Annotated in this window: 23 protein-coding genes; 15 read left to right on the top strand and 8 right to left on the bottom strand. The window is 63.6% G+C overall.

Annotation, left to right across the window (positions count from 1 at the left end; all coding sequences use genetic code 11):
• Positions 1–160: 160 nt before the first annotated feature.
• Together V1288_RS14180 and rocF are read left to right on the top strand one after the other, a co-directional pair.
• Positions 161–979 (top strand): acyl-CoA thioesterase, encoded by an 819-nt coding sequence (locus tag V1288_RS14180; protein WP_334357619.1) that lies wholly within the window; start codon positions 161–163, stop codon positions 977–979.
• 115 nt (positions 980–1,094) lie between these two features.
• The gene (gene rocF, locus V1288_RS14175; protein ID WP_334357618.1) at positions 1,095–2,063 is read left to right on the top strand and encodes an arginase; all 969 of its coding nucleotides are present in this window, start codon (positions 1,095–1,097) and stop codon (positions 2,061–2,063) included.
• 67 nt (positions 2,064–2,130) lie between these two features.
• Here the strand turns inward: rocF and V1288_RS14170 are convergent, their stop codons facing one another.
• Positions 2,131–3,747 (bottom strand): phosphoenolpyruvate carboxykinase, encoded by a 1,617-nt coding sequence (locus V1288_RS14170; RefSeq protein WP_334357617.1) that lies wholly within the window; start codon positions 3,745–3,747, stop codon positions 2,131–2,133.
• 115 nt (positions 3,748–3,862) lie between these two features.
• On the opposite strand from V1288_RS14170, the gene V1288_RS14165 reads away from it, so the two are divergent.
• Positions 3,863–4,354 (top strand): hypothetical protein, encoded by a 492-nt coding sequence (locus tag V1288_RS14165; RefSeq protein ID WP_334357616.1) that lies wholly within the window; start codon positions 3,863–3,865, stop codon positions 4,352–4,354.
• A 55-nt stretch (positions 4,355–4,409) separates the two neighbouring features.
• Here the strand turns inward: V1288_RS14165 and V1288_RS14160 are convergent, their stop codons facing one another.
• Positions 4,410–5,144 carry a HugZ family pyridoxamine 5'-phosphate oxidase gene (locus V1288_RS14160; RefSeq protein ID WP_334357615.1) on the bottom strand — a complete coding sequence of 245 codons (735 nt, stop codon included), beginning with the start codon at positions 5,142–5,144 and terminating at the stop codon, positions 4,410–4,412.
• A 216-nt stretch (positions 5,145–5,360) separates the two neighbouring features.
• On the opposite strand from V1288_RS14160, the gene V1288_RS14155 reads away from it, so the two are divergent.
• The 5 genes from V1288_RS14155 (at position 5,361) to V1288_RS14135 (ending at position 9,351) form a co-directional block, all read left to right on the top strand.
• Positions 5,361–6,062, top strand: coding sequence for a response regulator transcription factor (locus V1288_RS14155; protein ID WP_027541437.1), 702 nt, complete (start codon positions 5,361–5,363; stop codon positions 6,060–6,062).
• Between the two features lie 96 nt (positions 6,063–6,158).
• Positions 6,159–7,976 (top strand): sensor histidine kinase, encoded by a 1,818-nt coding sequence (locus V1288_RS14150; RefSeq protein ID WP_334357614.1) that lies wholly within the window; start codon positions 6,159–6,161, stop codon positions 7,974–7,976.
• The gene (locus tag V1288_RS14145; protein WP_334357613.1) at positions 7,973–8,494 is read left to right on the top strand and encodes an HPr kinase/phosphorylase; all 522 of its coding nucleotides are present in this window, start codon (positions 7,973–7,975) and stop codon (positions 8,492–8,494) included. Before V1288_RS14150 ends, V1288_RS14145 begins: the two co-directional genes overlap by 4 nt.
• Positions 8,495–8,626: 132 nt before the next feature.
• A complete protein-coding gene (locus tag V1288_RS14140; RefSeq protein ID WP_024339151.1) occupies positions 8,627–9,028 on the top strand; it encodes a PTS sugar transporter subunit IIA in 402 nt (133 codons plus the stop codon).
• A complete protein-coding gene (locus V1288_RS14135) occupies positions 9,025–9,351 on the top strand; it encodes an HPr family phosphocarrier protein (RefSeq protein ID WP_334357612.1) in 327 nt (108 codons plus the stop codon). Before V1288_RS14140 ends, V1288_RS14135 begins: the two co-directional genes overlap by 4 nt.
• 163 nt (positions 9,352–9,514) lie before the next feature.
• Here the strand turns inward: V1288_RS14135 and V1288_RS14130 are convergent, their stop codons facing one another.
• Positions 9,515–10,312: an SDR family NAD(P)-dependent oxidoreductase gene (locus V1288_RS14130; RefSeq protein WP_334357611.1), complete on the bottom strand. Its 798-nt coding sequence runs from the start codon at positions 10,310–10,312 to the stop codon at positions 9,515–9,517.
• 35 nt (positions 10,313–10,347) lie between these two features.
• The gene (locus V1288_RS14125; RefSeq protein WP_334357610.1) at positions 10,348–11,946 is read right to left on the bottom strand and encodes a glycosyltransferase family 39 protein; all 1,599 of its coding nucleotides are present in this window, start codon (positions 11,944–11,946) and stop codon (positions 10,348–10,350) included.
• 115 nt (positions 11,947–12,061) lie between these two features.
• Here V1288_RS14125 and lepA point away from each other — a divergent pair, with 115 nt between their 5' ends.
• Positions 12,062–13,873, top strand: coding sequence for a translation elongation factor 4 (gene lepA, locus V1288_RS14120; RefSeq protein WP_334357609.1), 1,812 nt, complete (start codon positions 12,062–12,064; stop codon positions 13,871–13,873).
• Between the two features lie 351 nt (positions 13,874–14,224).
• Positions 14,225–15,460, top strand: a complete 1,236-nt coding sequence (locus V1288_RS14115) for an MFS transporter (protein WP_334357608.1) — start codon at positions 14,225–14,227, stop codon at positions 15,458–15,460.
• Between the two features lie 27 nt (positions 15,461–15,487).
• On the opposite strand, the gene V1288_RS14110 is transcribed toward V1288_RS14115, so the two are convergent.
• Positions 15,488–16,402: a lipase family protein gene (locus V1288_RS14110; protein WP_334357607.1), complete on the bottom strand. Its 915-nt coding sequence runs from the start codon at positions 16,400–16,402 to the stop codon at positions 15,488–15,490.
• A gap of 169 nt (positions 16,403–16,571) precedes the next feature.
• On the opposite strand from V1288_RS14110, the gene V1288_RS14105 reads away from it, so the two are divergent.
• Positions 16,572–17,744: an acyl-CoA dehydrogenase family protein gene (locus tag V1288_RS14105; protein WP_334357606.1), complete on the top strand. Its 1,173-nt coding sequence runs from the start codon at positions 16,572–16,574 to the stop codon at positions 17,742–17,744.
• A gap of 55 nt (positions 17,745–17,799) precedes the next feature.
• Here the strand turns inward: V1288_RS14105 and V1288_RS14100 are convergent, their stop codons facing one another.
• Both V1288_RS14100 and V1288_RS14095 read right to left on the bottom strand, forming a co-directional pair.
• Positions 17,800–20,013, bottom strand: coding sequence for a putative bifunctional diguanylate cyclase/phosphodiesterase (locus V1288_RS14100; protein WP_334357605.1), 2,214 nt, complete (start codon positions 20,011–20,013; stop codon positions 17,800–17,802).
• A 317-nt stretch (positions 20,014–20,330) separates the two neighbouring features.
• The gene (locus V1288_RS14095; protein ID WP_334357604.1) at positions 20,331–21,515 is read right to left on the bottom strand and encodes an FAD-dependent monooxygenase; all 1,185 of its coding nucleotides are present in this window, start codon (positions 21,513–21,515) and stop codon (positions 20,331–20,333) included.
• A 123-nt stretch (positions 21,516–21,638) separates the two neighbouring features.
• Between V1288_RS14095 and V1288_RS14090 the strand changes: the two genes are divergently transcribed.
• Positions 21,639–22,640 (top strand): Bug family tripartite tricarboxylate transporter substrate binding protein, encoded by a 1,002-nt coding sequence (locus tag V1288_RS14090; protein WP_334357603.1) that lies wholly within the window; start codon positions 21,639–21,641, stop codon positions 22,638–22,640.
• Positions 22,641–22,643: 3 nt separating this feature from the next.
• On the opposite strand, the gene V1288_RS14085 is transcribed toward V1288_RS14090, so the two are convergent.
• Positions 22,644–22,913, bottom strand: a complete 270-nt coding sequence (locus V1288_RS14085; RefSeq protein WP_334357602.1) for a hypothetical protein — start codon at positions 22,911–22,913, stop codon at positions 22,644–22,646.
• On the opposite strand from V1288_RS14085, the gene V1288_RS14080 reads away from it, so the two are divergent.
• From V1288_RS14080 to V1288_RS14070, 3 genes are all read left to right on the top strand, one after another.
• Entirely contained in the window at positions 22,912–23,715 is an 804-nt protein-coding gene (locus V1288_RS14080; RefSeq protein WP_334357601.1) for a phytanoyl-CoA dioxygenase family protein, read from the top strand. The genes V1288_RS14085 and V1288_RS14080 overlap by 2 nt on opposite strands.
• 341 nt (positions 23,716–24,056) lie before the next feature.
• On the top strand, positions 24,057–25,031 hold the full coding sequence (gene mepA / locus V1288_RS14075) for a penicillin-insensitive murein endopeptidase (protein WP_334357600.1): 975 nt from the start codon (positions 24,057–24,059) through the stop codon (positions 25,029–25,031).
• Positions 25,032–25,033: 2 nt separating this feature from the next.
• Complete coding sequence (locus V1288_RS14070; RefSeq protein WP_334357599.1) at positions 25,034–25,555, top strand: Spy/CpxP family protein refolding chaperone; 522 nt, start codon at positions 25,034–25,036, stop codon at positions 25,553–25,555.
• The last annotated feature ends 120 nt before the right edge of the window (positions 25,556–25,675 follow it).

Here is a 25,675-nt window from a genome sequence, read left to right as displayed (position 1 = left end):
GGGCTTGACGGAGCGCGCATTACCTCCGGCGTCATTGAACTCGGCGAAATGGCCGTGATAGCGACGGCGTCATTGCGAGGAGCGCAAGCGACGAAGCAATCCACACTTGCTTTGTCGCCGCTGGATTGCTTCGCTTGCGCTCGCAATGACGGAAGGTCCCATGCTCACAAAAGCCCCGCATCTTTTCGACGACGCCACCCAGGTCACCGCTGGCGATAGCTGCTGGCAGGGCAAGACCAGCCCGGACTACTGGGCATTTGTCGGCCCGTTCGGCGGCTGCACGGCCGCGACCATCCTGCGTGCGCTGACCGACCATCCGCAGCGCGCGGGCGATCCGCTGTCACTGACCGTGAATTTCTGCGCGCCGATCGCCGAGGGCGCCTTCGATCTCGACGTTCGGCTGGTCAAGGCCAATCGATCGAGCCAGCATTGGTGCGTGGAGATGGCGCAGGGCGGCGGCGAGGTCGCGACGCTGGCAACCGCCGTGTTCGCCGAGCGCCGCCCATCCTGGTCGCACCAGCAGGCGGCTTTTCCCGGTGCTGCGCCATTCGAGCAGGCGCGCGCGTTTCCGGACACGCCGATGACGTGGACGCACCAGTATGATTTCCGCTTCGTCGAGGGCGAGCCGGGTTTCTACGGCTCCCCGGCGTCGCCGCCGCTCGATGCATATTCCAAGCAGTGGATCGGCGATCACGCGCCGCGCAAGATCGACATGCTGTCGCTGATGTCGATGTCGGACGCCTTCTTCGGCCGGGTGTTTCTGGCGCGGCGGGAACTGATCCCGTTCGGCACGGTCTCGCTAACGACCTACTTTCATACCTCCTCGGACGAGCTCGCAGCCGAGGACATCACGCGGGTGTTGGCGGTAGCTGATGCCAAGATCTTCCACAGGAGCTATGGCGATCAGAACGGCGAATTGTGGTCGCCGTCGGGACGGCTGCTAGCGACGACGACGCAGATCGCCTATTTCAAGGCGTGACAGTGTAGGGTGGGCAAAGGCGCGGAGCGTCGTGCCCACCATCTATCCGACGGTATCCTGTTCGGTGGGCACGCTACGCTTTGCCCACCCCACTATTCTTCGGAGGCTCCGGCCGATGTCCGACGCCAACGCTCCCCGCATCGCCCTGCTCGGCGTCCCCATCGAGATCGGAGCCTCGCAGCTCGGCACCTTGATGGGACCGGACGCGCTGCGCACCGCGGGCATCGGCCGCATCCTCGATCGGCTCGGCTTTGCCGTCGAGGACCACGGCAACATGGTCAAACCTGGCGTTGCTCCCGACGAGGGCCCGCCGCCGGCGAACGCCAAATATTACGACACGATCAAGGGCTGGATCCGCGCCCTCAGCGAGCGTTCCTATTCGCTGGCGAGTTCCGGCGCCGTTCCGATCTTCATGGGCGGCGATCATTCGCTGTCGATGGGATCGGTGAACGGCGTCGCGCGCTACTGGCAGGAGCAGGGCCGGCCGCTGTTCGTTCTGTGGGTCGACGCCCATGCCGACTACAACACGCCGCAGACGACGGAGACCGGCAACATGCACGGTATGTCGGCGGCCTTCCTGTGCGGCGAACCCGGCCTCGACGGACTGCTCGGCGGCGAGCCACGCGCCTCGATCGGCCCCGATCAGCTCGACCTGTTCGGCATCCGCTCGATCGATCCGCTGGAGAAGAAGCTGGTGTTCGAGCGCCGCGTCGCGATCGCCGACATGCGCATCATTGACGAGTTCGGCGTCGGCGTATTGATTCGAAAGATCATCGAGCGCGTGCGGGCGCGGAATGGCGTGCTGCATGTCAGCTTCGATGTCGACTTTCTTGATCCCGCCGTCGCGCCCGGCGTCGGCACCACGGTGCCGGGCGGTGCGACCTATCGCGAGGCGCATCTGATCATGGAGTTGCTGCACGATTCCGATCTGGTGCGCTCGGTCGATATCGTCGAGCTCAACCCGTTTCTCGACGAACGCGGCCGCACCGCGCGCGCCGCGGTCGAGTTGATCGGCAGCCTGTTCGGACTGCAGATCACCGATCGCCGCACGCCGAGCAACGCGGTGTTGCCGGGTAACGGCTGACTGCGCATCCACAAAAAAGGGCGGCTCATGGAGCCACCCTTTTCAACGTATTCGCTGTTGTTTGCCGCTACTCCGCCGCGAGCTTCAGATCCGGCGCGGCGGCGCGGACTTCGGCGTCGACCTGGGCTTCGAACTTGGCAAAGTTCTTCTGGAACATGCCGACCAGGCTACGGGCGGTCTTGTCGAACTCGGCCTTGTCCTTCCAGGTGTTGACGGGATCGAGGATCTCGCTCGGCACGCCCGGCAGCGCCGTCGGCACCGCGAAGCCGAAATACTTGTCGGTGCGGAATTGGACGTTGCGCAGGCTGCCGTCGAGCGCGGCGGTGAGGAGTGCGCGCGTCACCTTGATCGGCATCCGGCTGCCGGTGCCGTACTTGCCGCCGGTCCAGCCGGTGTTGACCAGCCAGCAATCGACATTGTGCTTGGCGATCAGTTCACGCAGCATGTTGCCGTAGACCGAAGGGTCGAGCGGCAGGAATGGCGAGCCGAAGCAAGTGGAGAATTCCGGCTGCGGCTCATTGCCGAGGCCGCGCTCGGTGCCGGCGACCTTGGCAGTATAGCCGGACAGGAAGTGATACATCGCCTGCGCCGGCGACAGCTTTGCAATCGGCGGCAAGACGCCGAAGGCGTCGGCTGCCAGCATCACGACGTTCTTCGGCTGGCCGGCACGGCCGGTGCGCGATGCGTTCGGGATGAAGTCGAGCGGATAGGCCGAACGCGTGTTCTCGGTCTTGGAGCCATCGTCGAAATCGACCTCGCGGGTGTCTTTGTCGAGCACGCAATTCTCAAGCACCGCGCCGAAGCGCTTGCTCGCAGCGTAGATCTGCGGCTCGGCTTCCTTCGACAGCTTGATGCACTTGGCGTAGCAGCCACCCTCGAAGTTGAAGACGCCGTCATTGCCCCAGCCATGCTCATCGTCGCCGATCAGCGTGCGGTTCGGATCGGCCGAGAGCGTGGTCTTGCCGGTGCCGGACAGGCCGAAGAAGATCGCAGCGTCGCCCTTGGGCCCGACATTGGCCGAGCAGTGCATCGGCAGCACGCCCTTGGCGGGCAGGTAATAGTTCAGCGTGGTGAAGACCGACTTCTTCATCTCGCCTGCATAATAAGACCCGCCGATCAGGACGATCTTGCGGGCGAAATCGATCGCGACGACGTTCTCCGACCGCACGCCGTGGCGTTTGGGATCGGCGCGGAAGCTCGGCAGGTCGATAATGGTGAGTTCGGGCACGAAATCGCGCAGCACTGAGGCTTCGGGACGGATCAGCAGCGTGCGGATGAACAGCGAGTGCCAGGCGAGTTCGGTGAAGACGCGGGTCTTGATCTGGAAGCTCGGATCCGCACCGCCGTAAAGGTCCTGCGCGAACAATGTCATGCCTTCAGCGTGCTTGAGGAAGTCGGCATAGAGCGCGGCGAACTGGTCCGACGTGATCGACTGGTTGCCGGCCCACCACATGTTCTTGTCGGTGGTCGCATCGCGAACCGTGAACTTGTCCTTGGGGCTGCGCCCGGTAAACTCACCAGTATCCGCGCACAATGCGCCATCGGCCGACAGCACAGCTTCACCCGCGGAGAGCGAGTACTGATACAGTTGCGGCGCACCGAGATTCCAATGCACCGTCTTGAGATTTTTTAAGCCGAATTTGTCGGCGCCGAAGGCACCGTTGCGTAGACCCGTCTCTTGCACGAAGAAATCCTCCTCGAACCCGCGTTACTCGAATCGCGCGCATGTCGCTTGACGCGCTCTGTCGCGGTGACCCCTGATTATAGCCTTCCGGCCTCGGTCCGGCGACCTAATACTGATGAACGCCGTGCTTGCCAAGCCGATCCGCTCGATTTGGTTTATTCAAGCGAGGGCGGTTGATCTGTATCAATCGCTTGCTGCAGCGCTTTTCGTCGGTTTGACGTCGTGGTTGCGCGACCATCCGTCGCTGCCGGCTCGGACAGAATTGCTGCGACGCACAATCAAAATAATTCTCAGAATAATTCAACGGGCGGCGCCTTTTCCGATCAATGCAAACGCTCCCCAGGGTGGGGATAAACATTGCGGGGGCGAGGAGGCCTCGTTGAGATGCGCTAGCATGGCCTTCGCTTGCGGCGAGCAGGCTGTCATCGAACTCCGACGGTTGTTTTGGAATGCTCAGCACGGCTGGCAAATCGATGCAGGCACCAGTCGCAAGGCTGCGTGCGGCGGTGCTGGTGGTGGGACGATTGCCTGCGCTACATCGGTCAGCACTGCCTGCGCCGGCGCAGCGCACCTTCCGCATATTCTCCAGCGCGGCCAAGGTCTTTAACTTTGACGCTGGCGTCGACATCGCTCTTCTGCGCCAACCTCGGCGGTAACCCTTGTTAGCCCTTGGCCCGTGCATCGCCCGCCAACCGCACCAGCATCTTGCGCAATGCCACGGCGCTGGTGACGCGTTCCGGGAAATCGAGCCGCAGCGTCGCGGTGTCGGCCTGCATGTCCATGCCGTCGGGATCGCAGCCGGTGCAGCGCCAATCGGCGGTGTCGGCACCCAGCAGCTTGGTCGCGTAGAGATTCATTGCCGCGCGGTGATCCTCGTTCATATGCTCGACAGCGCCCTGTTCGGCTTCCAGCAGATCGGCGGCATCGCCGATCTCGGTCAGAAACCTCTCAGGCTTGAGGTCGATGATGCGGCCAAAACCGGCGACCAGATGCAGGCCCGACGGGGCGATCCGAAAGAACGAGAAATCCTTGAAATCCACGAACGCTTCTGCAGATGGATGGGCGTTGAGGTAGCGCCGGCGCAGGATTTTCGCAGTCTCCCCTGTGGCCTCCTCGGCCCGGCCCGCCAGCATGATTCGTGCGCCCTCCAGTGGATCGCCGGTGGCACGCTCATCCAGCATCAGCGATACGCGGCTGTCGCCGAGAATATTTTTCGTATGCAGCGCGAGCCTCGAAATCAGTAGGATCGGCGATGCGTCGGCGTGGCTGGCGACGTTAACCAAAGAGCAAAAGGGGTCGCCGCTTTCAGGCATAAGGGTGGCAAGCGCGCCCTGTCGGCTACGCCGGAGCAGCGAACGGGCAAGTTTGGAAGCATCAAAATCTGCGGTCGGCTGCATGGTTCCGTCCCGGTCATCTTATTGCAAAAAGGGGGTTTTCTCCACCAGACAGGGTGCTATACGGGGGACAGCGCATCCGCGCAGGAACGTTTTGCGGAACTCGGTCACACTTCAGCCCAGCTTGCATTGCTCGTTGACCGTGTACAAAGCCCATTTATGCGGCGTCTGGCTGGATTGCCCGCCGTTTAAGCCACTCTCTTATTCGAAAGCAGGCTCATGCCCACAATCGCCCTGGTCGATGATGACCGCAACATTCTCACTTCCGTGTCGATCGCACTCGAAGCCGAAGGCTATCGCATCATGACCTACACGGATGGTGCCTCGGCGCTCGACGGCTTCCGCACTTCGCCGCCGGACCTCGCGATCCTCGACATCAAGATGCCGCGCATGGACGGCATGGAAACGCTACGCCGGCTGCGGCAGAAGTCCGACCTGCCGGTGATCTTCTTGACCTCCAAGGATGAAGAGATTGACGAATTGTTCGGCCTGAAAATGGGCGCGGACGACTTCATCCGCAAGCCGTTCTCGCAGCGCCTGCTGGTCGAGCGCGTCAAGGCCGTGCTCCGCCGCGGCCAGCCCAAGGATCCGACCGCCGTGCCGAAGGAGCCGGATGCGCGCGCCCTCGACCGCGGCCTCCTGCGGATGGATCCGGAACGTCACACCTGCACCTGGAAGAACGAGCCGGTGACGCTGACGGTGACGGAATTCCTGATCCTGCAGGCGCTGGCGACGCGGCCCGGTGTGGTGAAAAGCCGCAATGCGCTGATGGACGCGGCCTATGACGATCAGGTCTATGTCGACGACCGCACCATCGACAGCCACATCAAGCGGCTGCGCAAGAAGTTCAAGGTGGTCGACGACGATTTCGAGATGATCGAGACGCTGTACGGCGTCGGCTATCGCTTTAAGGAAGCCTGATCTGCGTTCTCCGGGCGGAAGTGCCGACTGACACATCCGCCCGTTCGGCGTAGCGTAGAATTACAAAGCGGCGCATCACAACCGGCAGCTCGGCCATTGCTAGATCGAACGCAGCCCGATCCAAGCCTGAACCACGAGGATGCTTTGGAGCTCCTCGAGCGGGATCGCGTTGCCGACGTTAACCCGGGCGAGAAGGGCTGGCGGCGGCCGCTCGGCTGGTTGCGCCGGGCCGGGCAATTTTTCTTCGCGCTCTCCTTCTCCAGCCTCACGCGCCGGATCGTCTCGCTCAATCTGGCGGGGCTCGTCGCGCTGGTGGCGAGTATTCTCTATCTGTCGCAGTTCCGCGCCGGCCTGATCGACGCGCGCGCGCAGAGCCTTCTGGTGCAGGCCGAAATCATCGCCGGCGCGATCGCCGCCTCCGCCACTGTCGAAACCAACACCATCACCATTGACCCGGACCGTCTGCTCGATCTGAAGCCCGGCGAAAGCTACGGCGCGCCGGACGAAGCCTCCGGGCTGGATTTTCCGATCAATCCGGAGCGCGTCGCACCGGTGCTGCGGCGGCTGATCTCGCCGACCAAGACCCGCGCGCGCATCTATGGCGGCGACGGCGGCATGATCCTCGACAGCCGGAGTCTCTACGGCCGCGGCGACGTCTTGCGCTTCGAACTGCCGCCGCCCTCGACGGAGAAGCCGGGCTTCGTCGAGCGCGCCACGATCTCGATCCGCACTTGGCTCAATCGCGGCGACCTGCCGCTCTATCGCGAGCTGGGTCCGGAAAACGGCAAGGGCTACCAGGAAATCGTCCAGGCGCTCGATGGCGTGAAAAGCAGCATGGTGCGGGTCAACGACCGCGGCGAGGTGATCGTCTCGGTCGCAGTCCCCGTGCAGCGGTTCCGCGCCGTGCATGGCGCGCTGATGCTGTCGACGCAGGGCGACGACATCGACCAGATGGTGACCGCTGAGCGGCTGGCGATCCTCAAGGTCGGCGGCGTCGCCTCCGCGGTCATGATCGTGCTGTCGCTCTTGCTCGCGAGCACCATCGCGGGTCCGGTGCGGCGGCTGGCCGACGGCGCCGAGCGCGTCCGCCGGCGCATTCAGACCCGCGTCGAGATTCCCGATTTCACCCGCCGCCGCGACGAGATCGGCCATCTGTCCGGCGCGCTGCGCGACATGACGAATGCGCTCTATAGCCGCATCGAGGCGATCGAGATGTTCGCCGCCGACGTCGCCCATGAATTGAAGAACCCGCTGACCTCGCTGCGGTCGGCGGTAGAAACGCTGCCGCTGGCGCGCAACGATACCAGCCGCGCGCGGCTGCTCGAGGTGATCGAGCACGACGTCAAGCGGCTCGACCGGCTGATCTCGGATATTTCCGACGCCAGCCGCCTCGACGCCGAATTGCAGCGCCAGGACATGGCGCCGGTCGATCTGCGCCGGCTGCTGACGACGCTGACCTCGGTCGCCAACGAAACCCGGCTCGGCCACGACGTCGCAGTCGAGGCGCGCTTCGAGGGTCGCGGCGCCACCGATACGTTCTCGGTGCCGGGTCACGATTCCCGGCTCGGGCAGGTGATCTCCAACCTGTTGTCCAACGCGCAATCGTTCTCCACGCCCGGTGGCAAGGTGCGCGTCACCTGCCGCCGCGTGCGCTCGGAAATCGAAATCGTCGTCGATGATGACGGGCCGGGCATCGGCGAGGATGCACTGGAACGCATCTTCGAGCGGTTCTACACCGACCGGCCGCATCAGGGCTTTGGCCAGAACTCGGGCCTTGGCCTGTCGATCTCCAAGCAGATCATCGAAGCGCATACCGGACGGATCTGGGCGGAAAATCGCCATGGGCCGGCCGATGCCGACGGCAGGGCAACGGTGGCCGGCGCGCGCTTCGTGGTCCGGCTGCCTGCGCCATGACGCCGGTTGCCAGCGTGCACGCCTCCGCCGTGCTGGTGGGTGATCGCGCGGTGCTGATCCGTGGGCCGTCAGGCGCCGGAAAGTCGCGGCTGGCCTTTGACCTGATTCTCGCCGGACGCGCCGGACAGCTTCCGCCGGCCGTTTTGGTCGGCGATGACCGTGTCCATCTCGACACAGTCGCCGGAGAATTGTGGGTCCGCCCGGTGCCGGAACTGGCCGGCCTGATCGAGATCCGGGGCCTCGGCATCCGTCGCTGCGACTTCGCAAGCGAGGCCATCGTCGGCCTTGTGGCCGATCTCGCGGCCAGCGATGCGGAGCGGCTGCCGCCGCCAGAAGCACTCTCTATCCGCATAAACGGTATTTTATTACCGCGAATCCCCATCGGAATCGGCTACGACCCCCTCCCGTTGATTGCAGCCGCCCTGACGACAACCGCAAGTTCAGGTTCTGTCCAACCTTTGGATGATTGTTCGAAGGGGATTGGTAACCATATAAGCCCCAATATCGCCACCGATTAAACCGGCACAGGCCTCACTGTTTACCGCCAAATACCGGAACAATAGCCAAGATGCCCTCTTGCGCGGGGCCTCTGGATGGTCAAAGTGGCGCGTTCGTGCGGTGCACCAAAAAGCACCCGCGAGGAGTTTCCGATGATTGGTCTAGTGCTTGTGACCCATGGGCGCCTTGCCGACGAGTTCAAGGCGGCGCTCGAACATGTCATGGGTCCGCAAAAACAAATTGAAGCCATCACGATTGGAGCCGAAGACGACTCCGATCTGTGTCGAAGCGATATCATCGAAGCGGTGAATCGCGTCGACAGCGGCGATGGTGTCGCCATCCTCACCGACATGTTCGGCGGCACGCCTTCCAACCTCGCGATTTCCTGCATGAGCCGCCCCAAGGTGGAAGTGCTCGCAGGCATCAATCTTCCCATGCTGGTCAAGCTTGCCAAGGTGCGCGAAGAGCGCTCGCTTCCCGATGCCATCGCCATGGCCCAGGAGGCCGGCCGCAAATACGTCACCATCGCCAGCCGCGTGCTCGCCGGCAAATGAGCGACGACGCCGCGCCCGACAAGGAACTCGGGCCGAACGTGCCTGCGGGCGCTATTTCGCGGGAACTTCTCATTATCAATAAGCGCGGCCTGCACGCGCGGGCATCGGCCAAATTCGTCCAGATGGTCGAACGCTTCAATGCCGAAGTCTGGGTGACGCGCGGCAGTGAAACCGTCGGCGGAACTTCTATCATGGGGTTGATGATGCTGGCGGCGGGACCAGGAACCTCGGTCGTGGTCTCCGCGATCGGCCCCGAGGCCCAGCAAGCGGTGGATGCAATCGCCGCGCTGGTCGCCGACAAGTTCAACGAAGAAGGCGTGTGAGTTCTATCGGCCCCTCGCCCGCTCTCGCGGAGAGAGGGTTGGGGATGAGGGCTCTCGCCGCGAAGCTGGTGCGAGTTGATGGACCTGTAGCACCCGGATCACAAGAGTGATCCGATCTCTCCCCGCAAGCGGCGAGAGGTAAACCAGAGCCATCCCAAACCTATCAAAACGGATTAGTGACAATTCCGCCGTCGACACGGAGTGCGGCGCCGTTGGTGGCGCTGGAGGCCTTTGAGCAGACGTAGCAGATCAGGTTGGCGACCTCTTCCGGCTGGGCGTAGCGCTGCAGCAGCGACGCCGGCCGGCGTTCGGTGAAGGTGCGCTGGACCAGATCGTCGACGCTGGTTCCAGCCGCCTCGGCGCGCGCGGCGAGACGAACCGGCGCCATCTCGACCCAGGTCGGACCGGGCATCACCGAATTGACCGTCACGTTGGTGGCCTTGGTGGTCTCGGCCGCGCCGCGCGCGATGACGAGCTGCGCCGACTTGGAGAAGCCGTAGTGCACCATCTCCTTCGGGATGTAGACGCCGGATTCGCTGGAGACGAACACGACGCGACCCCAGTCCTTGTTGTCGAGCATCCGCTTCAAATAATGTCGGGTTAGCCGCACCCCGCTCATGACGTTGACCTCGAACATCCTGGTCCAATCGGCATCCTCGATCTCGAAGAAGCCTTTCGGCTCATAGATGCCGAGATTGTTGACGAGGATGTCGACGTCAGGGAATTGCTTCACCAGCGCGGCGCAGCCCGCCGCATGGCCGAGATCGAACACTGCGGCATGCACCTCGGCCAATGGCGCGGCCGCTTGAACTTTTGCCACGGCCTCGCCGACCGCCGCCTTGTCGCGCCCATTGATGATCACCGCCGCGCCCATTTGCGCTAGCCCAATGGCGGTAGCGAGCCCGATGCCGCGTGTCGAACCGGTGACGAGCGCCGTCTTGTCCGTCAGGTCGAGATCCATGCGTTACCCCCTTCGATTTTCTTGGTTAGCCGCTTTTATTTGGCCGGCGGCACGATGAAGATGTTCCAGGCCGTCGCGGGGCCGGGCATACCTAAAAAGAACCGCCGCGTGGTCATCACCATGCGCTCGGCATCGGCGGCATGGGTTTTCATCCACGCCTCGCATTCTTCGAATTTCCAGTGGCCGGGTTCACAGATGCCGATGAAGCCCGATCGCTTCGCCTCCTCGAGCGAAGTCAGGCCCGACGACCATGGCTCGTTCGGCGTCAGCGGCGCCGGATGATCGGGGCTATAGAAGGTCATGGGCTGGCCGGTATCCATATAGGCCGCGACCACCGGCCAGCGCGAATAAAACCGCGTGTGCCAGGCTTCCGTCAGTCCGCGGGCGAGTTCGGACCGCGCCCGGTAGGTCGCACCTGCGGTGCGCTTTTCGCTCAGTTCATAGGCGACGATCTTGGGCGATGCCGCCAGCACGATGAGCGAGATCACCAGCCAGGTCACCGTCAGGTTCAACAGCGCGACTTTCCGGACCCGCAACGCCGGGATCGCGATCAGTGCGAGCGGCGTCAGGAAGAACAGCGGGATGCCCCAGTCGGTCTTGATGTAGACGTGGAATACCAAGGCGCCGAGCGGCGGCCCGATCGCCACCACCGCCTGGATGATCCAGACATTCAGCGCCTGCGACATGTTCACGCCGGAATTGGCGCCGCGCGCCAAGGCCGGAAACGGCGTCAGGCGGAACGGCCGCCAGACAAGCGCGATCGCGCCGAGCACCACCGGCACGGCCAGCAATGCGAGATTATGCAAGACATAACCCAGCGCGAGATCGTCGATCATCGCACGGTCAGTGAGCGAATACGTATCGCCCGCATAGGTAAGCGGGACGAAGTCGACCTGCTTCAGCCACATCAGATGCGGCAGCATCGCCACCACCAGCGTGGCAATCGCGACCCATGGCGCCGGCGAACGGAGGAACTGCAGGCGGGCGGGATGGATCAATGCGGCAAGGCCGACGGCGCCGATCATGGTCAGCACCCAGTATTTGGTCATCAACGCCAGCGCACCGGCGAGCCCAAGCCACACCCCGGATTTGCTGCTGCGCTTCTCGAACGCATCGAGATAGGCCAGCACGACGAGCGGCAGCGTGACGAGCTGCAGCAGGTCCGGGTTGTACTTGAAGCCCTTGAAGTTGAAGATCGGATAGAGCGCGAGCATCACCACGACGAAGAACGCGCGCCGGCGATCGACCACGCGCAGCGCCACCAGCCAGCAGATCACGAGGCCGCAAGCCAGCGTCGCCATCGCCAGCGCATAGGTTGCCCAGTCCGTGACCGGAAAGAACATGAACCAGACGCCGGCGACCCATCCGGACAGCGGCGGGTGCTTGCCATAGCCAAGCAGGAACTTCTGTCCCCAGGCGTAAGCTTCCGCGACGTCCATATGAACGTCCTGCCCGGTCTTCAGATTGACCAGAATCAGCGTCCACAGCACGGCATGGACCGCGGCAAAGCCGGTCACCAGCAACAGGCCGGTTCTGGGATCACCGGCGCATGAGGCCAGCCACGCCGCCAGCCGCCGAATGGAGCGAAAACGCTTGCCGCGCGCGGCCGTGGGCAAAATGGATGCAGTCGACATGGCCAATTCCGTAGCGTGTTTTGGGCCAGAGTGGAATCAGCTTGGCGTGAAGAAACCCCCTTGAAATACAGCAAGATGGTTGCCGCACGGGGATGTGAATGCTATCCCGCGCCCCATGACCACCGCTCCCATTTCCAACATCCGCAACTTCTCCATCGTCGCCCATATCGACCATGGCAAATCGACGCTGGCCGACCGCCTGATCCAGATGACGGGTGGCCTCACCGATCGCGAAATGGCGGGCAAGGAGCAGGTGCTCGATTCCATGGATATCGAGCGCGAACGCGGCATCACCATCAAGGCGCAGACGGTGCGGTTGAACTACCGCGCCAAGGACGGCAAGGATTACATCTTCAACCTGATGGATACGCCCGGCCATGTCGACTTCGCCTACGAAGTCTCACGGTCGCTGGCGGCCTGCGAAGGGTCGCTATTGGTGGTCGACGCCAGCCAGGGCGTCGAAGCGCAGACGCTCGCCAACGTCTATCAGGCACTCGACAACAATCACGAGATCGTGCCGGTCCTCAACAAGGTCGACCTGCCCGCGGCCGAGCCCGAGAAGATAAGGCAGCAGATCGAGGACGTGATCGGCATCGATGCATCGGATGCCGTGATGATCTCGGCCAAGACGGGCCTGGGCGTTCCCGACGTGCTGGAAGCGATCGTCACCCGCCTGCCGCCGCCGAAGGGCGACCGGGACGCGACGCTGAAGGCGCTATTGGTCGATAGCTGGTACGACGTCTATCTCGGCGTCGTCGTGCTGATCCGCGTGGTCGATGGCACGATGAAGAAGGGTAGCCGCATCCGCATGATGGGCACCAATGCAGCCTATGATGTCGAACGCGTCGGCTTCTTCACGCCGAAGATGGAGCAGGTCGACGAACTCGGCCCCGGCGAGATCGGATTCATCACCGCGGCGATCAAGGAAGTCGCCGACACCCGCGTGGGCGACACCATCACCGACGACAAGAAGCCGGTCACCGAGATGCTGCCGGGCTTCAAGCCGGCGATCCCTGTCGTGTTCTGCGGCCTGTTCCCGGTCGACGCCAACGATTTCGAGACGCTGCGCGCGGCGATGGGCAAGCTGCGGCTCAACGACGCGAGCTTCTCCTACGAGATGGAAACTTCCGCAGCGCTCGGCTTCGGCTTCCGCTGCGGCTTCCTCGGCCTGTTGCACCTGGAGATCATCCAGGAACGGCTGTCGCGTGAATTCGACCTCAACCTGATCGCGACCGCACCGAGCGTGATCTACAAGATGCACCTGACCGACGGCCAGGAAATCGAGATCCACAATCCCGTCGACATGCCCGACGTGGTGAAGATCGCCGATATCGAGGAGCCGTGGATCGAAGCGACGATCCTCACGCCCGATGAATATCTCGGCAGCGTCTTGAAGCTCTGCCAGGACCGGCGCGGCGCGCAGAAGGAACTGACCTATGTCGGCTCCCGCGCGATGGTGAAATACGATCTGCCGCTCAACGAAGTCGTGTTCGATTTCTACGACCGGCTGAAGTCGGTCTCCAAGGGCTACGCTTCGTTCGACTATCACCTGACCGACTACAAGATCGCCGATCTCGTCAAGATGCAGATCCTCGTCAACGCCGAGCCGGTGGATGCGCTGTCGATGCTGGTGCATCGCACCCGCGCCGAAGGCCGCGGCCGCGCCATGGTCGAGAAGATGAAGGAACTGATTCCGCCGCACATGTTCCAGATCCCGATCCAGGCCGCGATCGGCGGCAAGGTGATCGCCCGCGAGACCGTACGCGCGCTGCGCAAGGACGTCACCGCGAAATGCTACGGCGGCGACATCACGCGCAAACGAAAACTTCTGGAGAAGCAGAAGGAAGGCAAGAAGAAAATGCGGCAGTTCGGCAAGGTCGACATCCCGCAGGAGGCGTTTATCGCGGCGCTGAAGGTGGATAGCTGACGCGCGCTTCACGACACGCTCAAGGCTTGAATTTGTAGGGTGGGCAACGGCGCTTAGCGCCATGCCAACCATCCACACAGGTGTGACCTCGATGGTGGGCACGCTTCGGCCTTCGCTCTTCGAGCTTCGGCGGACACGTCGCTTCGCCACCCTACACATCTGCATTGACGCCGACACATATTTGGACGCGCCACTCCGATCGGCAAGTCGGCCCGCCGTAATCGCAAAGGCCAATGCAAAGCACTATGATCTCGGAATGAGAGAGTTGCTTTCGACAACATTGCGCGCTGGCGGCGAATAGGCCACCATCATCCCGCGCATACAACCAACAGCACACGCGCGGGGAAACGCATGAGCAAGTCCTCCGGATCTTCCTACGGCTGGGTCGTGGTCGCTGTAGGCGGGCTGATGACCTGCGTGGCGTTCGGCTCGATGTTGTCGCTGGCCGTGTTCCTGCAGCCGATTTCGGAGGCGATGGGCTGGTCGCGCAGCGGCGTCTCGGCGGCGGCCACGATCGACTTTCTCGCGATGGGGCTGGCGGCGTTCTTCTGGGGCGCGCTGTCCGACCGGTTTGGCACCCGGATCGTGGTGCTGTTGGGTACACTGCTGCTCGGCGCCGGACTGATCGGGGCGAGCCAGGCCACCAGCCTGTGGCAGTTCCAGTTATCGTTCGGCGTCCTGATTGGGATTTCGGCCGGCAGTTTCTACGCGCCGATGGTTGCGGCAGCGAGCGCCTGGATCGAACACCACCGCAGCCTAGCGGTTGCGCTGGTGTCGGCCGGCATGGGCGTTTCGCCGCTGACGGTCGCCCCGTTCGCAAGCTGGCTGATCACGACCTATGACTGGCGCACGGCGATGCTGGCGATCGGCATCGTCGCATTGTCGCTGTTGATTCCGGCCTCTCTGCTGGTGCGACAGCCGCCAGCGCCCTCAACACCTGCGGCCGCGAACGGAACCGATGCGCCTGATGGGCAATGGACCGTCGCGCAAGCGCTGCGGACGCCGCAATTCATCGTCCTGGCAGGTGCGCATTTCGCCTGCTGTGCGGCGCATTCCGGGCCGATCTTCCACTTGGTGAGCTACGCCATGATCTGCGGCATCGCGCCTTTGACCGCCGTCACGGTCTACAGCCTTGCCGGATTTTCCGGGCTCGGCGGCCGGCTGCTGCTCGGCGTGCTGGCCGATCGCTTCGGCGCCAAGCACGTTCTGGTCGGCGGCCTCTTCGTGCAGGCCCTGTCGATCGCCACCTTTCTCGCGGTCGGTCAGCTCGGCGAGTTCTACGCCCTGTCGGTGGTGTTCGGCCTCGCCTATGGCGGCGTGATGCCGCTCTACGCCGTGCTGGTGCGTGAATATTTCGGCGTGCGCATCATGGGCAGCATGTTCGGCGCCGTCTCCGCCTTCGCCAGCCTCGGCATGGCGCTGGGGCCGTTGGCCGGCGGATGGGTATTCGACACGTTCCACGGCTATCGCTGGCTCTATGTCGGCTCCTTTGCGATCGGCATGGCTGCGGTCGCCGTGGCGCTGAGCTTCCCGTCGGCCAGACGGCCGTCACAACCGTCGCTCGATCTGGGTCGGGCGACGGCGTAGGCCCACGGCGAAGCCGACAGCCGCTGCCTATGCCTTCGATGCGATCGCCGGGTCGGCCGTCACGGCGCGCCTGTCTTGCGTCTGCTTGAGATTGTCCTTTGCCCAGGCGTCCAGCTTTCCGACATAGACCGTCATGCTGTGGTCGGCGATGTTCTGGAATTTTCCGGTTCTGACCAGCGCAACCAGACCCCAGATCGTGCGCCAGATCTTCTGCAGCCAGTTCGGCGACCGGCGCACGGGGGCGACGCCAGACTTCCCGAAATACCTGATGTCGCCGACATGACGATAGCCAAGGATGGCCGGAGGGATCGCCGGCACGAGGTCGACGCCGTTGGTGATCCGGTACAGCGGAGCCTTGACGTACATGTCGAAGGAGGCGTCGCCAGCGCGCGGACAGCCAAAAGTGTAGCACGCCGCAACACAATCGCGCACCGTCGCATCGTCGTCATTGGCCAGTTCTGCCGTAGCCATCAGCGCAAGGGCGCCTCCGAGCGAATGCCCCGTGACATAGATCGGACGCGGCTTCGCTGCGATGGCCCGCCTGATGAATTCAAACATGGCGTCGCGGACAGGCCAGTACGCCTGGAAAAAACCTGTATGAACACGCGTGCCGCCCTGCAGGGCAACGAGCCGCGCGTTCACATTCGTCCTCCAGTCCAACTCGTCCTGGGTTCCGCGGAATACGACGACGATGATATCGCTGGCTTCGACGATATAGCCTGCCGTGCCGACATCGGTGTCGACCAGGCCGCTGCATTCGATAAATCCCAGCGCGCACAAATCCGTTTTGAACGTCTTGAACGCCGCCTCGCTGCCGTCAAAATCGTTGTAGGCGCGAAAAGCCAGCTTGGCCATCAGTAACGCCGTGCGATCCGAATAGGCCGCCCGAAAGGTCGGGATATTCTTGAGGTCATCAGGCTCAAAAAGGCTGATATCCTTCATTCGCATCTCCCCTGCCGTGCCCTGAGGATAACTCATTGCGCAGCCCAGCGCACCTATGGTTGCAACAACTATTTCCTGCGCGATTGACGGCGCGGCGCCTTGATCGGCGGCGGCGGATGGGCCACCATCACGATTGCGCTGCAGAAAATTCACGAATGCGAGGAAGCGCATGAACAGGCATCCCGGCCTCGACCTCGTCGAGCGTGCACGCGCGCTTGCTCCCCTGATCATGCGCGACGCCGACGAGATCGAGCGGACGCGGCGGCTGACATCAGCGGTGACACAGGCTTTGATCGAGAACGGGCTCTACCGCGCACTGCTGCCGAAGAGTTTTGGCGGCATCGAGGCTTCGCTGGAAGCGTTCATGCAGATGCAGGAGGAAGTCGCCAAGGCAGACGCCTCGACCGCGTGGTGCCTCGGCCAGTGCAGCGTCTGCGCCATGACCGCAGCCTATCTTGATCCCGATGCCGCCAACGAGATCTTCAATGTCGCGCCCGGCATCCTGGCCTGGGGCGCGATCAATCATGAAGTGCAGGCAGTTCCGGGCGGCTACAAGGTCAGCGCGCGCTGGGATTTTGCCTCCGGCTCGCGGCAGGCGAGCTGGCTGGGCGCCCATGTCCGCGTCGTCGAGGCCGATGGCACGCCGCGGCGCAAGCCGGATGGTTCGCCGGAGATCCGGACCATCCTGTTTCCGGTGAGCAGCGCGACCATGTACGACGTCTGGGACGTGATCGGGCTGCGCGGCACCGGCACCGATTCCTATTCGGTCGACGACCTCTTCATATCCGAGAAATTTGCCGCGCTTCGCGACGAGCCCCAGGCCCGGCGCGAAAACGGGCCGCTGTACAAGCTTTCCACCAACATGGTGTTCGGCATGGGCTTTGCGGCAACCTCGCTCGGCGTCGCCCGCGCCACGCTCGATGCGGCAATCGACCTTGCCCGCGCCAAGACGCCGCAGGCGCTGAAGGCGATGCGCGACAACAATGCCGTGCAGGGACAGATCGGCCGCACCGAGGCAAGCCTGCGCGCCGCGCGCGCCTATCTCTACGCGACCGCAGCCGAAGTCTGGCAGGATCTGTTGCGCGGCGAGGCCACCACGGAGGCGCATCGCATCGCGCTTCGCATCGCCACCACCTGGACCATCCACCAGTCGGCGGCCGTGGTCGACACCGCCTATCACATGGCCGGCGCGACCGCCGTGTTCAACGCCAACAAGTTCGAGCGCCGCTTTCGCGACATGCACGCGATCGCACAGCAGATCCAGGGCCGCGACGCTCACTATGAAGATGCCGGCAAGGCGATCCTGTCGGGCAATCTCGATACGCCGCCGACGATGCGGTGAAGCGGCCGTCCCAGCTCGTGCGGCGTTCGGAAGCGTCATTCCGGGATGACGATCCTCAAGCCACCAGCGCCGCGCCTGCCGGCGCGCTCCAGTTGCCCTGCGTTTTCAACAGGCTCACGATCTCCGCGTTGGGCCGCGCGCGGCTGAACAGGAAACCCTGCCCCTCGTGGCAGCCCTCGTTGCGCAGGCAGCTCACTTCGGCCTCGGTCTCGACGCCTTCGGCCGTGATGGTGACGCCCAAGCCCTTGCCGAGGCTGATGATCGAACGCACGATCGCCTGCGCGTCGTGATTGGCAGCGAGGTCCCGCACAAAGGACTGGTCGATCTTGATCTTGTCGAATGGAAAGCTGCGCAGGTAGCTCAGGCTGGAATAGCCGGTACCGAAATCGTCCATCGAGATGCGCACGCCAAGCGCGCGCAGCGCATGCAGGGTCGCCAGCACCTCGCTACTCTTTTCCAGCAGCAGCGTCTCGGTGATCTCGAGTTCCAGGCGCTTCGCCGGCAGGCCGGACTGCTGCAGCGTATCCACGACCAGCGACAGCAGATTGCCGAGGCGGAACTGCAGCGGTGACAGATTAACCGCGACGCGAACGTCGTCGGGCCATTGCGCCGCATCCGTGCAGGCGCGGCGCAGCATCAGGCCGCCGATGGCGTTGATCAGTCCGGTTTCCTCCGCAACCGGGATGAATTCCGCCGGCGAGATCATGCCGCGCTCGGGATGCGGCCAACGCACCAGCGCCTCGAAGCCGGTGATGCGCCCGCTCGAAAGATCGACCAGCGGCTGGTAATAGGGCCGCAGCGCATCGCCCTGGACGGCCTCGCGCAAGTCGGTTTCGATCTTGCGCCGGGTCTGGGCGCGCGCGTCCATTCCAAACTCGAAGAACGAGAACGTGCCGCGAGCATCATTCTTGGCGCGCGACAATGCGAGATCGGCGTTCTTCAACAGCTTCTCGGATTCGTCGCCGTCGCCGGGCGACATCGCAATGCCGATGCTGGCGCCGATCACGACGGAGTGCCCGTCCAGAAGATAGGGATCGCCGATGGCGTCGAGCAGGCGCCTCGCCAGGAACGCCGCATCCTCAGGGCGCGTCACCCCGCTCTGGACGATTGCGTATTCGTCGGAGTTGAGCCGGGCCAGCGCATCGTCATCGCGCAGGATCGATCGCAATCGCTTGCCGATACTGCGCAGCAGCTTGTCGCCGATGCCATGGCCGAGCGTATCGTTGATCGCCTTGAAATGATCGAGGCCGAGCACGAGCACCGCCACCTGCTCGGCGCTGCGGCGTGTACGCAGCAGGATGTCGTCCATCTGCTGACGCAGCAGATTGCGGTTCGGCAGTCCGGTCAGGCCGTCGTGCTGGGCCATGAACGTCAGCCGCGCCTCGGCGCGCTTGCGTTCGGTGGTGTCCATCAGCGCCAGCAGGGCCGCAGGCCGATCGCCGTAAACGAGCTGGCGCGAATAGATCGCCAGATCGATCAGCGTGCCGTCGGCCCTGACGTGCTTCCAGGTGCGCGCCGCGCGCTCGTCGCCGGTCCATGGCAGTTCGGCGTCGAAGGCCTGCAGGCTGCGGATCGTCAGCTTCTCGAATTCGCCGCGGCTGTAACCGTAGTGCCGGATCGCAGCGTCGTTGACGGCGAGAATCCGTTCGTCACCCAACGCACAGACGATCATCGGAACCGGATTGCTGTCGAACAGTAGCCGGAACGAAGCCTCGCGCTGCTTCAGTTCGGTGATATCGACGCGCAGGCCGATGATCCCGCCATCCTCGGTCAGGCGTTCATCGATCAGGATAACGCGGCCGTCGGCCAGCGTCTGCTCATGCCGCGCGCCCGGCTGCTGGTACATCTTCTTGAGCCGCGCGGCGATCCATTCTTCCTCGCGGCCGATTGATTCCGGGTAGTCGCCGCGCGCGACGCCGACGCGGATCGTATCCTCCAGCCGCACGCCCGGCCTGAACAGGTCCGAGCTGCGGCTGTACATCTCGGCATATTTCTTGTTCCAGAGAATGTAGCGGCCTTCGGCATCGAGAAACACGACGCCCTGCGGCAGGATGTCGATCGCCTCCCGCAAGCGCTCATGCGATTTGCGCGCCTCCGCAAGCGCAGCGTCGACCTCGGCGCGCTTGCGTGCGATCTCGCCGGCCGCAGTGGGCGGGCTGCGCCGGCGTTTGGCGGGAGGCCTGGGTCCGGATTTTACCGGCCGACCGCGAAAGCGGACGATCGCCGCCCGCTTGGGCTTCCCTGATGTTCTTCGCTTCTTCGTCGACATCGCTACGCCTACCCCGCGCATTACTGCGGGCGATGTTTGCAGATAAGTATCTGAAAAAAAGGTATCCCTTGCTGCAGAAAGGGCGCACGCACAGGCACGTTCACTGCCTGTCGGAAAAGCGAGCGCACGCTTTGCGTGTATCGCTTTTGACGAAAATCGCAAATTCACAGGGCAAAATCGCCACGCCTGTACGGCAGGCAGGCGACGCCCGCCCTGGATGCACAAGGAATGCGCGAAACGCCGCGCGAGCATTTGAATGTACGCCAATGATCGACAGGGTTATCGGACGGTTAAGCTGACCGTCATGCAACTGTCGTTCAACCCAGAGCTGCCGCTACGGCTTGCGCTTCGGGTACGACGTCATGATCGTAAAGCCGTCTGCGGAACGCCGCATGCGCTGAGATCTCGGCATCGCGGACGCCGAGATCGGCATATGCCGAGTCGTAGCGCATGCCGTTCTCGCGCGCACCGCGCTGAACCGCCGCCACGCGCTCGCGTCGCAGCCGCTCATAGGCAAGCAGCGCGGCAGGTGCGCTGGCGCGTGACATCAGCGCCAGAATGGTCGCCAGCGCCATGCCGTCCTCGATCGACTGGTTGGCGCCCTGGCCGAGATGCGGAAGCATCGGGTGCGCGGCATCGCCGAGCAGCGTCAGGCGTCCGCGCGTCCAGGTGGGCAGCGGCTCACGGTCATACAGCGCCCAGCGGAAGGTTTCTTTCACCTGACCCAACAAGGCACCGATGCGCGGATCCCAGCCCTCGAACTCCCGGCGAAGCACGTCGGGATCTCCCGGTGCCGACCAGGATTCCTTCATTTCCGCATCGGCCGGAACGAAGCCGACATAGTTGATGAGTTCGCCCGCCCGCACCGGGAAGGTGAGGAAATGCTTTCCCTTGCCGAGCCACATCTGCCAGCAATCGATCGGCCAGTGCGGAATGCGCGCATGCGGCAGCACGCCACGATAGGCGACGGACCCGTGAAAGACCGGCCGCGACGGCGGCGCGACATAGGGCCGGAGTTCGGAGTGGATCCCGTCGGCGGCAATGACGACGTCGCCTTCGGCCACTGCGCCATTGGCGAATGACACGCGCGCCACCTCGCCGGCCTGCTCAAAGCCTATGCCGCGATGTCCGGTGCGCACCACGCCTGATGGCAATGCACTCGCCAGAATCTCGACGAGGTCGGCGCGGTGCATGCCGAAGGTGGCGTTCCAGCCGGCCGAATCCGTCACCTGGACCGGAGCTATCGGCGCGCCGTCGTGACGGAAATAGTGAGAACCGTGGCCGACCCTGGCGCCCCGTCGTTCCACCTGATGTCCGAGGCCCACCCGCTGCAATTGCCGCACGCTGTTCGGCGTCAGGAATACCCCGGCTCCGACCTCGCCGAGCGCGGACGCCTGCTCATAGACGGAAACATGGAGGCCGTGGGCAATCAGCGCGTTCGCGGCGAACAGTCCGCCGATTCCGCCTCCAATGATCACGACAGTGAGCTGCGGCTGCGTCATCGTCCCACGCAAAAAAATGCTTCGGAAGCTTGCGCGTTCAAGCTATCCTCCCTTGCTGCAAACACCAAGTGGCGGCGCCGACAGCTTAGGCTGGACGGAATGTGGCAGCGGGAGGAGTTTGGAATGCACGGCATTACGCCAGCTCTGCTTCCCGTCTGCCGCAAATTGGCGGTGCTGACGCTGCTTCTGGCCCTCACCGCGCATGGCCACACGCCGGCGCTGGCCGGGGATTACCCGGACCGTCCCGTAAAAATCGTCGTTCCATTTCCTGCGGGAGGAACGGCCGACGCGATTCCACGAATTGTCGCCGACTGGCTGTCACGCAAATGGAGCCAGCCGGTGGTCATCGAGAACCGCACGGGGGCGGCCGGAAACATCGGCGCCGAACAAGTCTACCATTCGGCGCCCGACGGCTACACCCTGCTCTCGTCAGCGCCGCCGCCACTTGTGATCAATCACAATCTGTACCCCAAGCTCGGCTACGATCCGACGAAATTCGAGCCGATTATCGTCATGGCCCAGGTGCCAAATGCGCTGATCGTCAATCCGAACAACATCAAGGCATCCAGCGTGGCCGAGTTGATCGAATACCTGAAGGGCAATTCCGACAAAACCATCTGCGCCACGCAGGGCAACGGCACGACCTCGCATTTGAGCTCGGAGCTGTTTCAACTGATGGCAAAGGTAAAGCTGCGGCACATTCCGTATCGCGGCTCGGCGCCTGCGCTGCAGGGTCTCGTCGCCGGCGACGTCGATGTCATGTTCGACAATCTCGGCGTCTCGCTGGCGCTGGTTCAGGCGGGTAAGCTGAAACTGCTTGCGGTGGCCTCGTCCGAGCGTCTGGCGGCGTTGCCGGATGTACCGACGATGGCCGAAACGCTGCTGGGTTTTGAAGCGGTCGCCTGGTACGGCATCGTGGCGCCGCCCAAGACTCCGAAAAACATCATCGGCAAGATCAATGCCGATGTGAACGAGGCATTGCGCCAGCCTGAGGTGCAGGATCAGCTCAAGAAACTATCCGCGGCAATTTTCGGCGGCCCGGTCGACAAGGCGTCCAAATACATGCGCGAGGAAGTCGACCGATGGGCCGCGGTGATCAAGTCGGCCAATATCGAGCTGCAGTAGCACTCACCATTCAATTTTGACCTCGATCCGACGCGGGCCGCTGCGCCGGACCAGCGCAATATAGCGCCGCCGCGTGCCGGTTGAACGCTGGCGTGCACGTGATAGAATCGTGCGTGCCATGATGATCCGTACCTCCCATATCGCTTCTGTCTTCTTTCTCGCGCGCTGACCGCGTTGCCCGCTCAGGCGGGCGGAAGCCTCCGACAGAAACAGTCCGGCCGCTCCTGCTTCGCGCAGGCCATGGCCGTTTGCCCAGCGATAAGAGGATTTCATGCCGACCAGCAAACCGCGCGTGCTCAGCAACGCGCAGATCGAGCAATTTATTCAAGACGGCTTCGTCCGGATCGATCGCGCCTTTCCGCGCGAGCTTGCCGAGCAGGGTCGCGCCATCCTGTGGCGCGATCTGCCCTGCGATCCCGACGACCCCGCAACATGGACGCGGCCGGTGATCCGTCTCGGCTATTACAATGACGAACCCTTCAGGAAAGCCGTCAACAGCCCGCTGCTTCATGCCGCCTTCGACCAACTCGTCGGAAAGGGACGGTGGTGGCCGCGAGCCGACCTCGGCACCTTCCCGGTACGGTTTCCGAGCCCGCACGATCCCGGCGACGCCGGCTGGCATGTCGATCTCAGCTTCCCCGGCGAAAACGATCCCATCGACAGCAGCGATTACTCCGCATGGCGGGTCAATGTAACGTCGCGCGGACGCGCGCTGCTGATGCTGTTCCTGTTCTCGGACGTGAGGGAAGCCGACGCGCCCACCCGAATAAGGCCGGGCTCGCATCTGGACATGGCGCGCCTTCTCGAACCGGCCGGCGAGGCCGGCATGTCGCATTTGAGGCTGGACGAGATGGGGAGCGGCCGGCCCGAGCTACAGGCGACCGGCGATGCCGGCACAGTCTACCTGTGCCATCCCTTCCTCGTTCACGCCGCGCAAATGCACCGGGGATCCGCGCCACGGTTCATGGCGCAGCCTCCGCTGCACCCGTCTGAGCCGTTCAGGCTTGAGCGAGCGAACGGCGATTATTCGCCGGTTGAGCGATCCATCCGCCAGGCCTTGCAAGCGCGCCGATAACAGGAACCCGGGAATGAAGCTGGAGCGGGGTCACCAACGAAGGCGGGTCCCCGCTCTAGTTGATCTCGATGCGCATGTTGCGCGGGCCGTTGCGCTGGACCAGCGCGGCGACCAGCCCTTTGCCCCACGCAAACTTCATAATTACGCCCTGCTACAAATGTCATTACTTGCAATTGTCGCATGATGTCGTTTGGCGATGCGCCTTGTAAAGTACGGCCGGGCGCGGCGAATCCGGGTTAATCTTAACTCGGGGCGGGCTGCGGCGGTGCGGGGCAATTGCGTGCCGCGGTTGTCTCCCGTTGCCGATTCCATGCTAGGTTTGCGCGAATTTGAGTGATCCGATGAACCCTCGCCTGATTCTGATCCCACTCCTGACCTTGATGACCGCCGCCAGTGCCGCGAGCGCATGGGCGCAGGACAAGGGCACGGTCCATCCAACACCGCTGCCGGCGCTCGCCAACGCCAACGATCCCAAGCTCGCCGCCAAGGAGTTGTTCGGCCGCAAGGTGCTGCCGGCGGCGATGCCGACGCGCGTGCACGGCTTCTATGCCCATGGCTGCATCGCGGGCGCGGAAGGACTACCGATCAACGGCGACAATTGGCAGGTGATGCGGCTGTCGCGCAACCGTTACTGGGGACATCCCGACCTGGTCGCGCTGGTCAAGCGGCTTGCCGCGAAGGCGCGCAAGGATGCGGGCTGGCACGGCATACTGATCGGCGACATGTCACAGCCGCGCGGCGGGCCGATGTTCACTGGACATGCCAGCCATCAGGTTGGGCTCGACGCCGACATCTGGCTGACGCCGATGCCGGGCCGTCGATTGTCGCGCAACGAGCGTGAAGAGATGTCGGCTGTGATGATGGTGCGCAGCGACCGGCTCGACATTGATCCGCACGCCTGGACGCCGACTCATCTCGCGGTGATCCGCGCCGCCGCGCTGGAGCCCAGCGTGCAGCGCATCTTCGTCAATGCCGCGATCAAGAAGGCGCTCTGCCGTGAGGCCAAAGGCGACCGCTACTGGCTCCACAAGGTGCGGCCGATGTACGGTCACGACTACCACTTCCATATCCGCATCAAATGCCCGCCCGGCGCCGGCGAATGCGAGAGCCAGCCCGACCCAAACGAAGGTGAAGGCTGCAGCACGAGCGATCTCGCCTACTGGTTCAGCGATGCGGTGCTGCACCCCAAGCCGCCGAAAGTACCGCCGAAGCCGAAGCCGCCGATGACCATGGCTGAGCTGCCGCCGGCCTGCAAGGCGGTATTGAACGCACCTGACGCAAAGGCCCAACCGCAAATCAAATCCGCAGGAGAATGACGATGAAGATTTGGCCCCTGATTGCTTCGATTGCTTTCGTGACCAGCGTGCACGCACAAACCCCGTATGCCGGGATGCAGGGGCGTTCGATCAAGGCGCTGTCCGATCAGCAGATCGCGGACCTCAACGCCGGCCGTGGCATGGGCCTGGCGCTCGCCGCCGAGTTGAACGGCTATCCAGGGCCGTCACACGTCCTCGAACTCGCCGACAAGCTCGACCTTACGGCCGACCAACGCGCCGGCATGCAGCGCCTGTTCGATGCGATGAAAGACGAGGCTATGCCACTGGGCTCGAAGCTGATCGAGCAGGAAGCCGAGTTGGACAGGCAATTTGCAAGCCGAACCATCACGCCGGAAAGCCTGAAGGCGTCGACCGCAGCCGTGGCCGCGACGCAGGGGATGCTGCGCGAAGCCCATTTGAAGTATCACCTGTCAGCCGGCAGTATTTTAACGCAAGCGCAGATGACGAAGTATGCGGAATTGCGCGGTTACGGCGGCGGTCACACGCGTCATCATCACAACTAACGGATCGGCAGGCAGGCCGGTCCGGCCTCACGCGGTGAGGTCGGACCTCGAGCCACCTTTACCTCGGCCGTCATCCTGACTATGTTGGGGCTGGCGATATCCCGATCGACCGCAAGTCAT

This window comes from Bradyrhizobium sp. AZCC 2176 (assembly GCF_036924645.1).
GTDB lineage: Bacteria > Pseudomonadota > Alphaproteobacteria > Rhizobiales > Xanthobacteraceae > Bradyrhizobium.
This window is presented reverse-complemented; position numbering and strand designations above follow the sequence as displayed.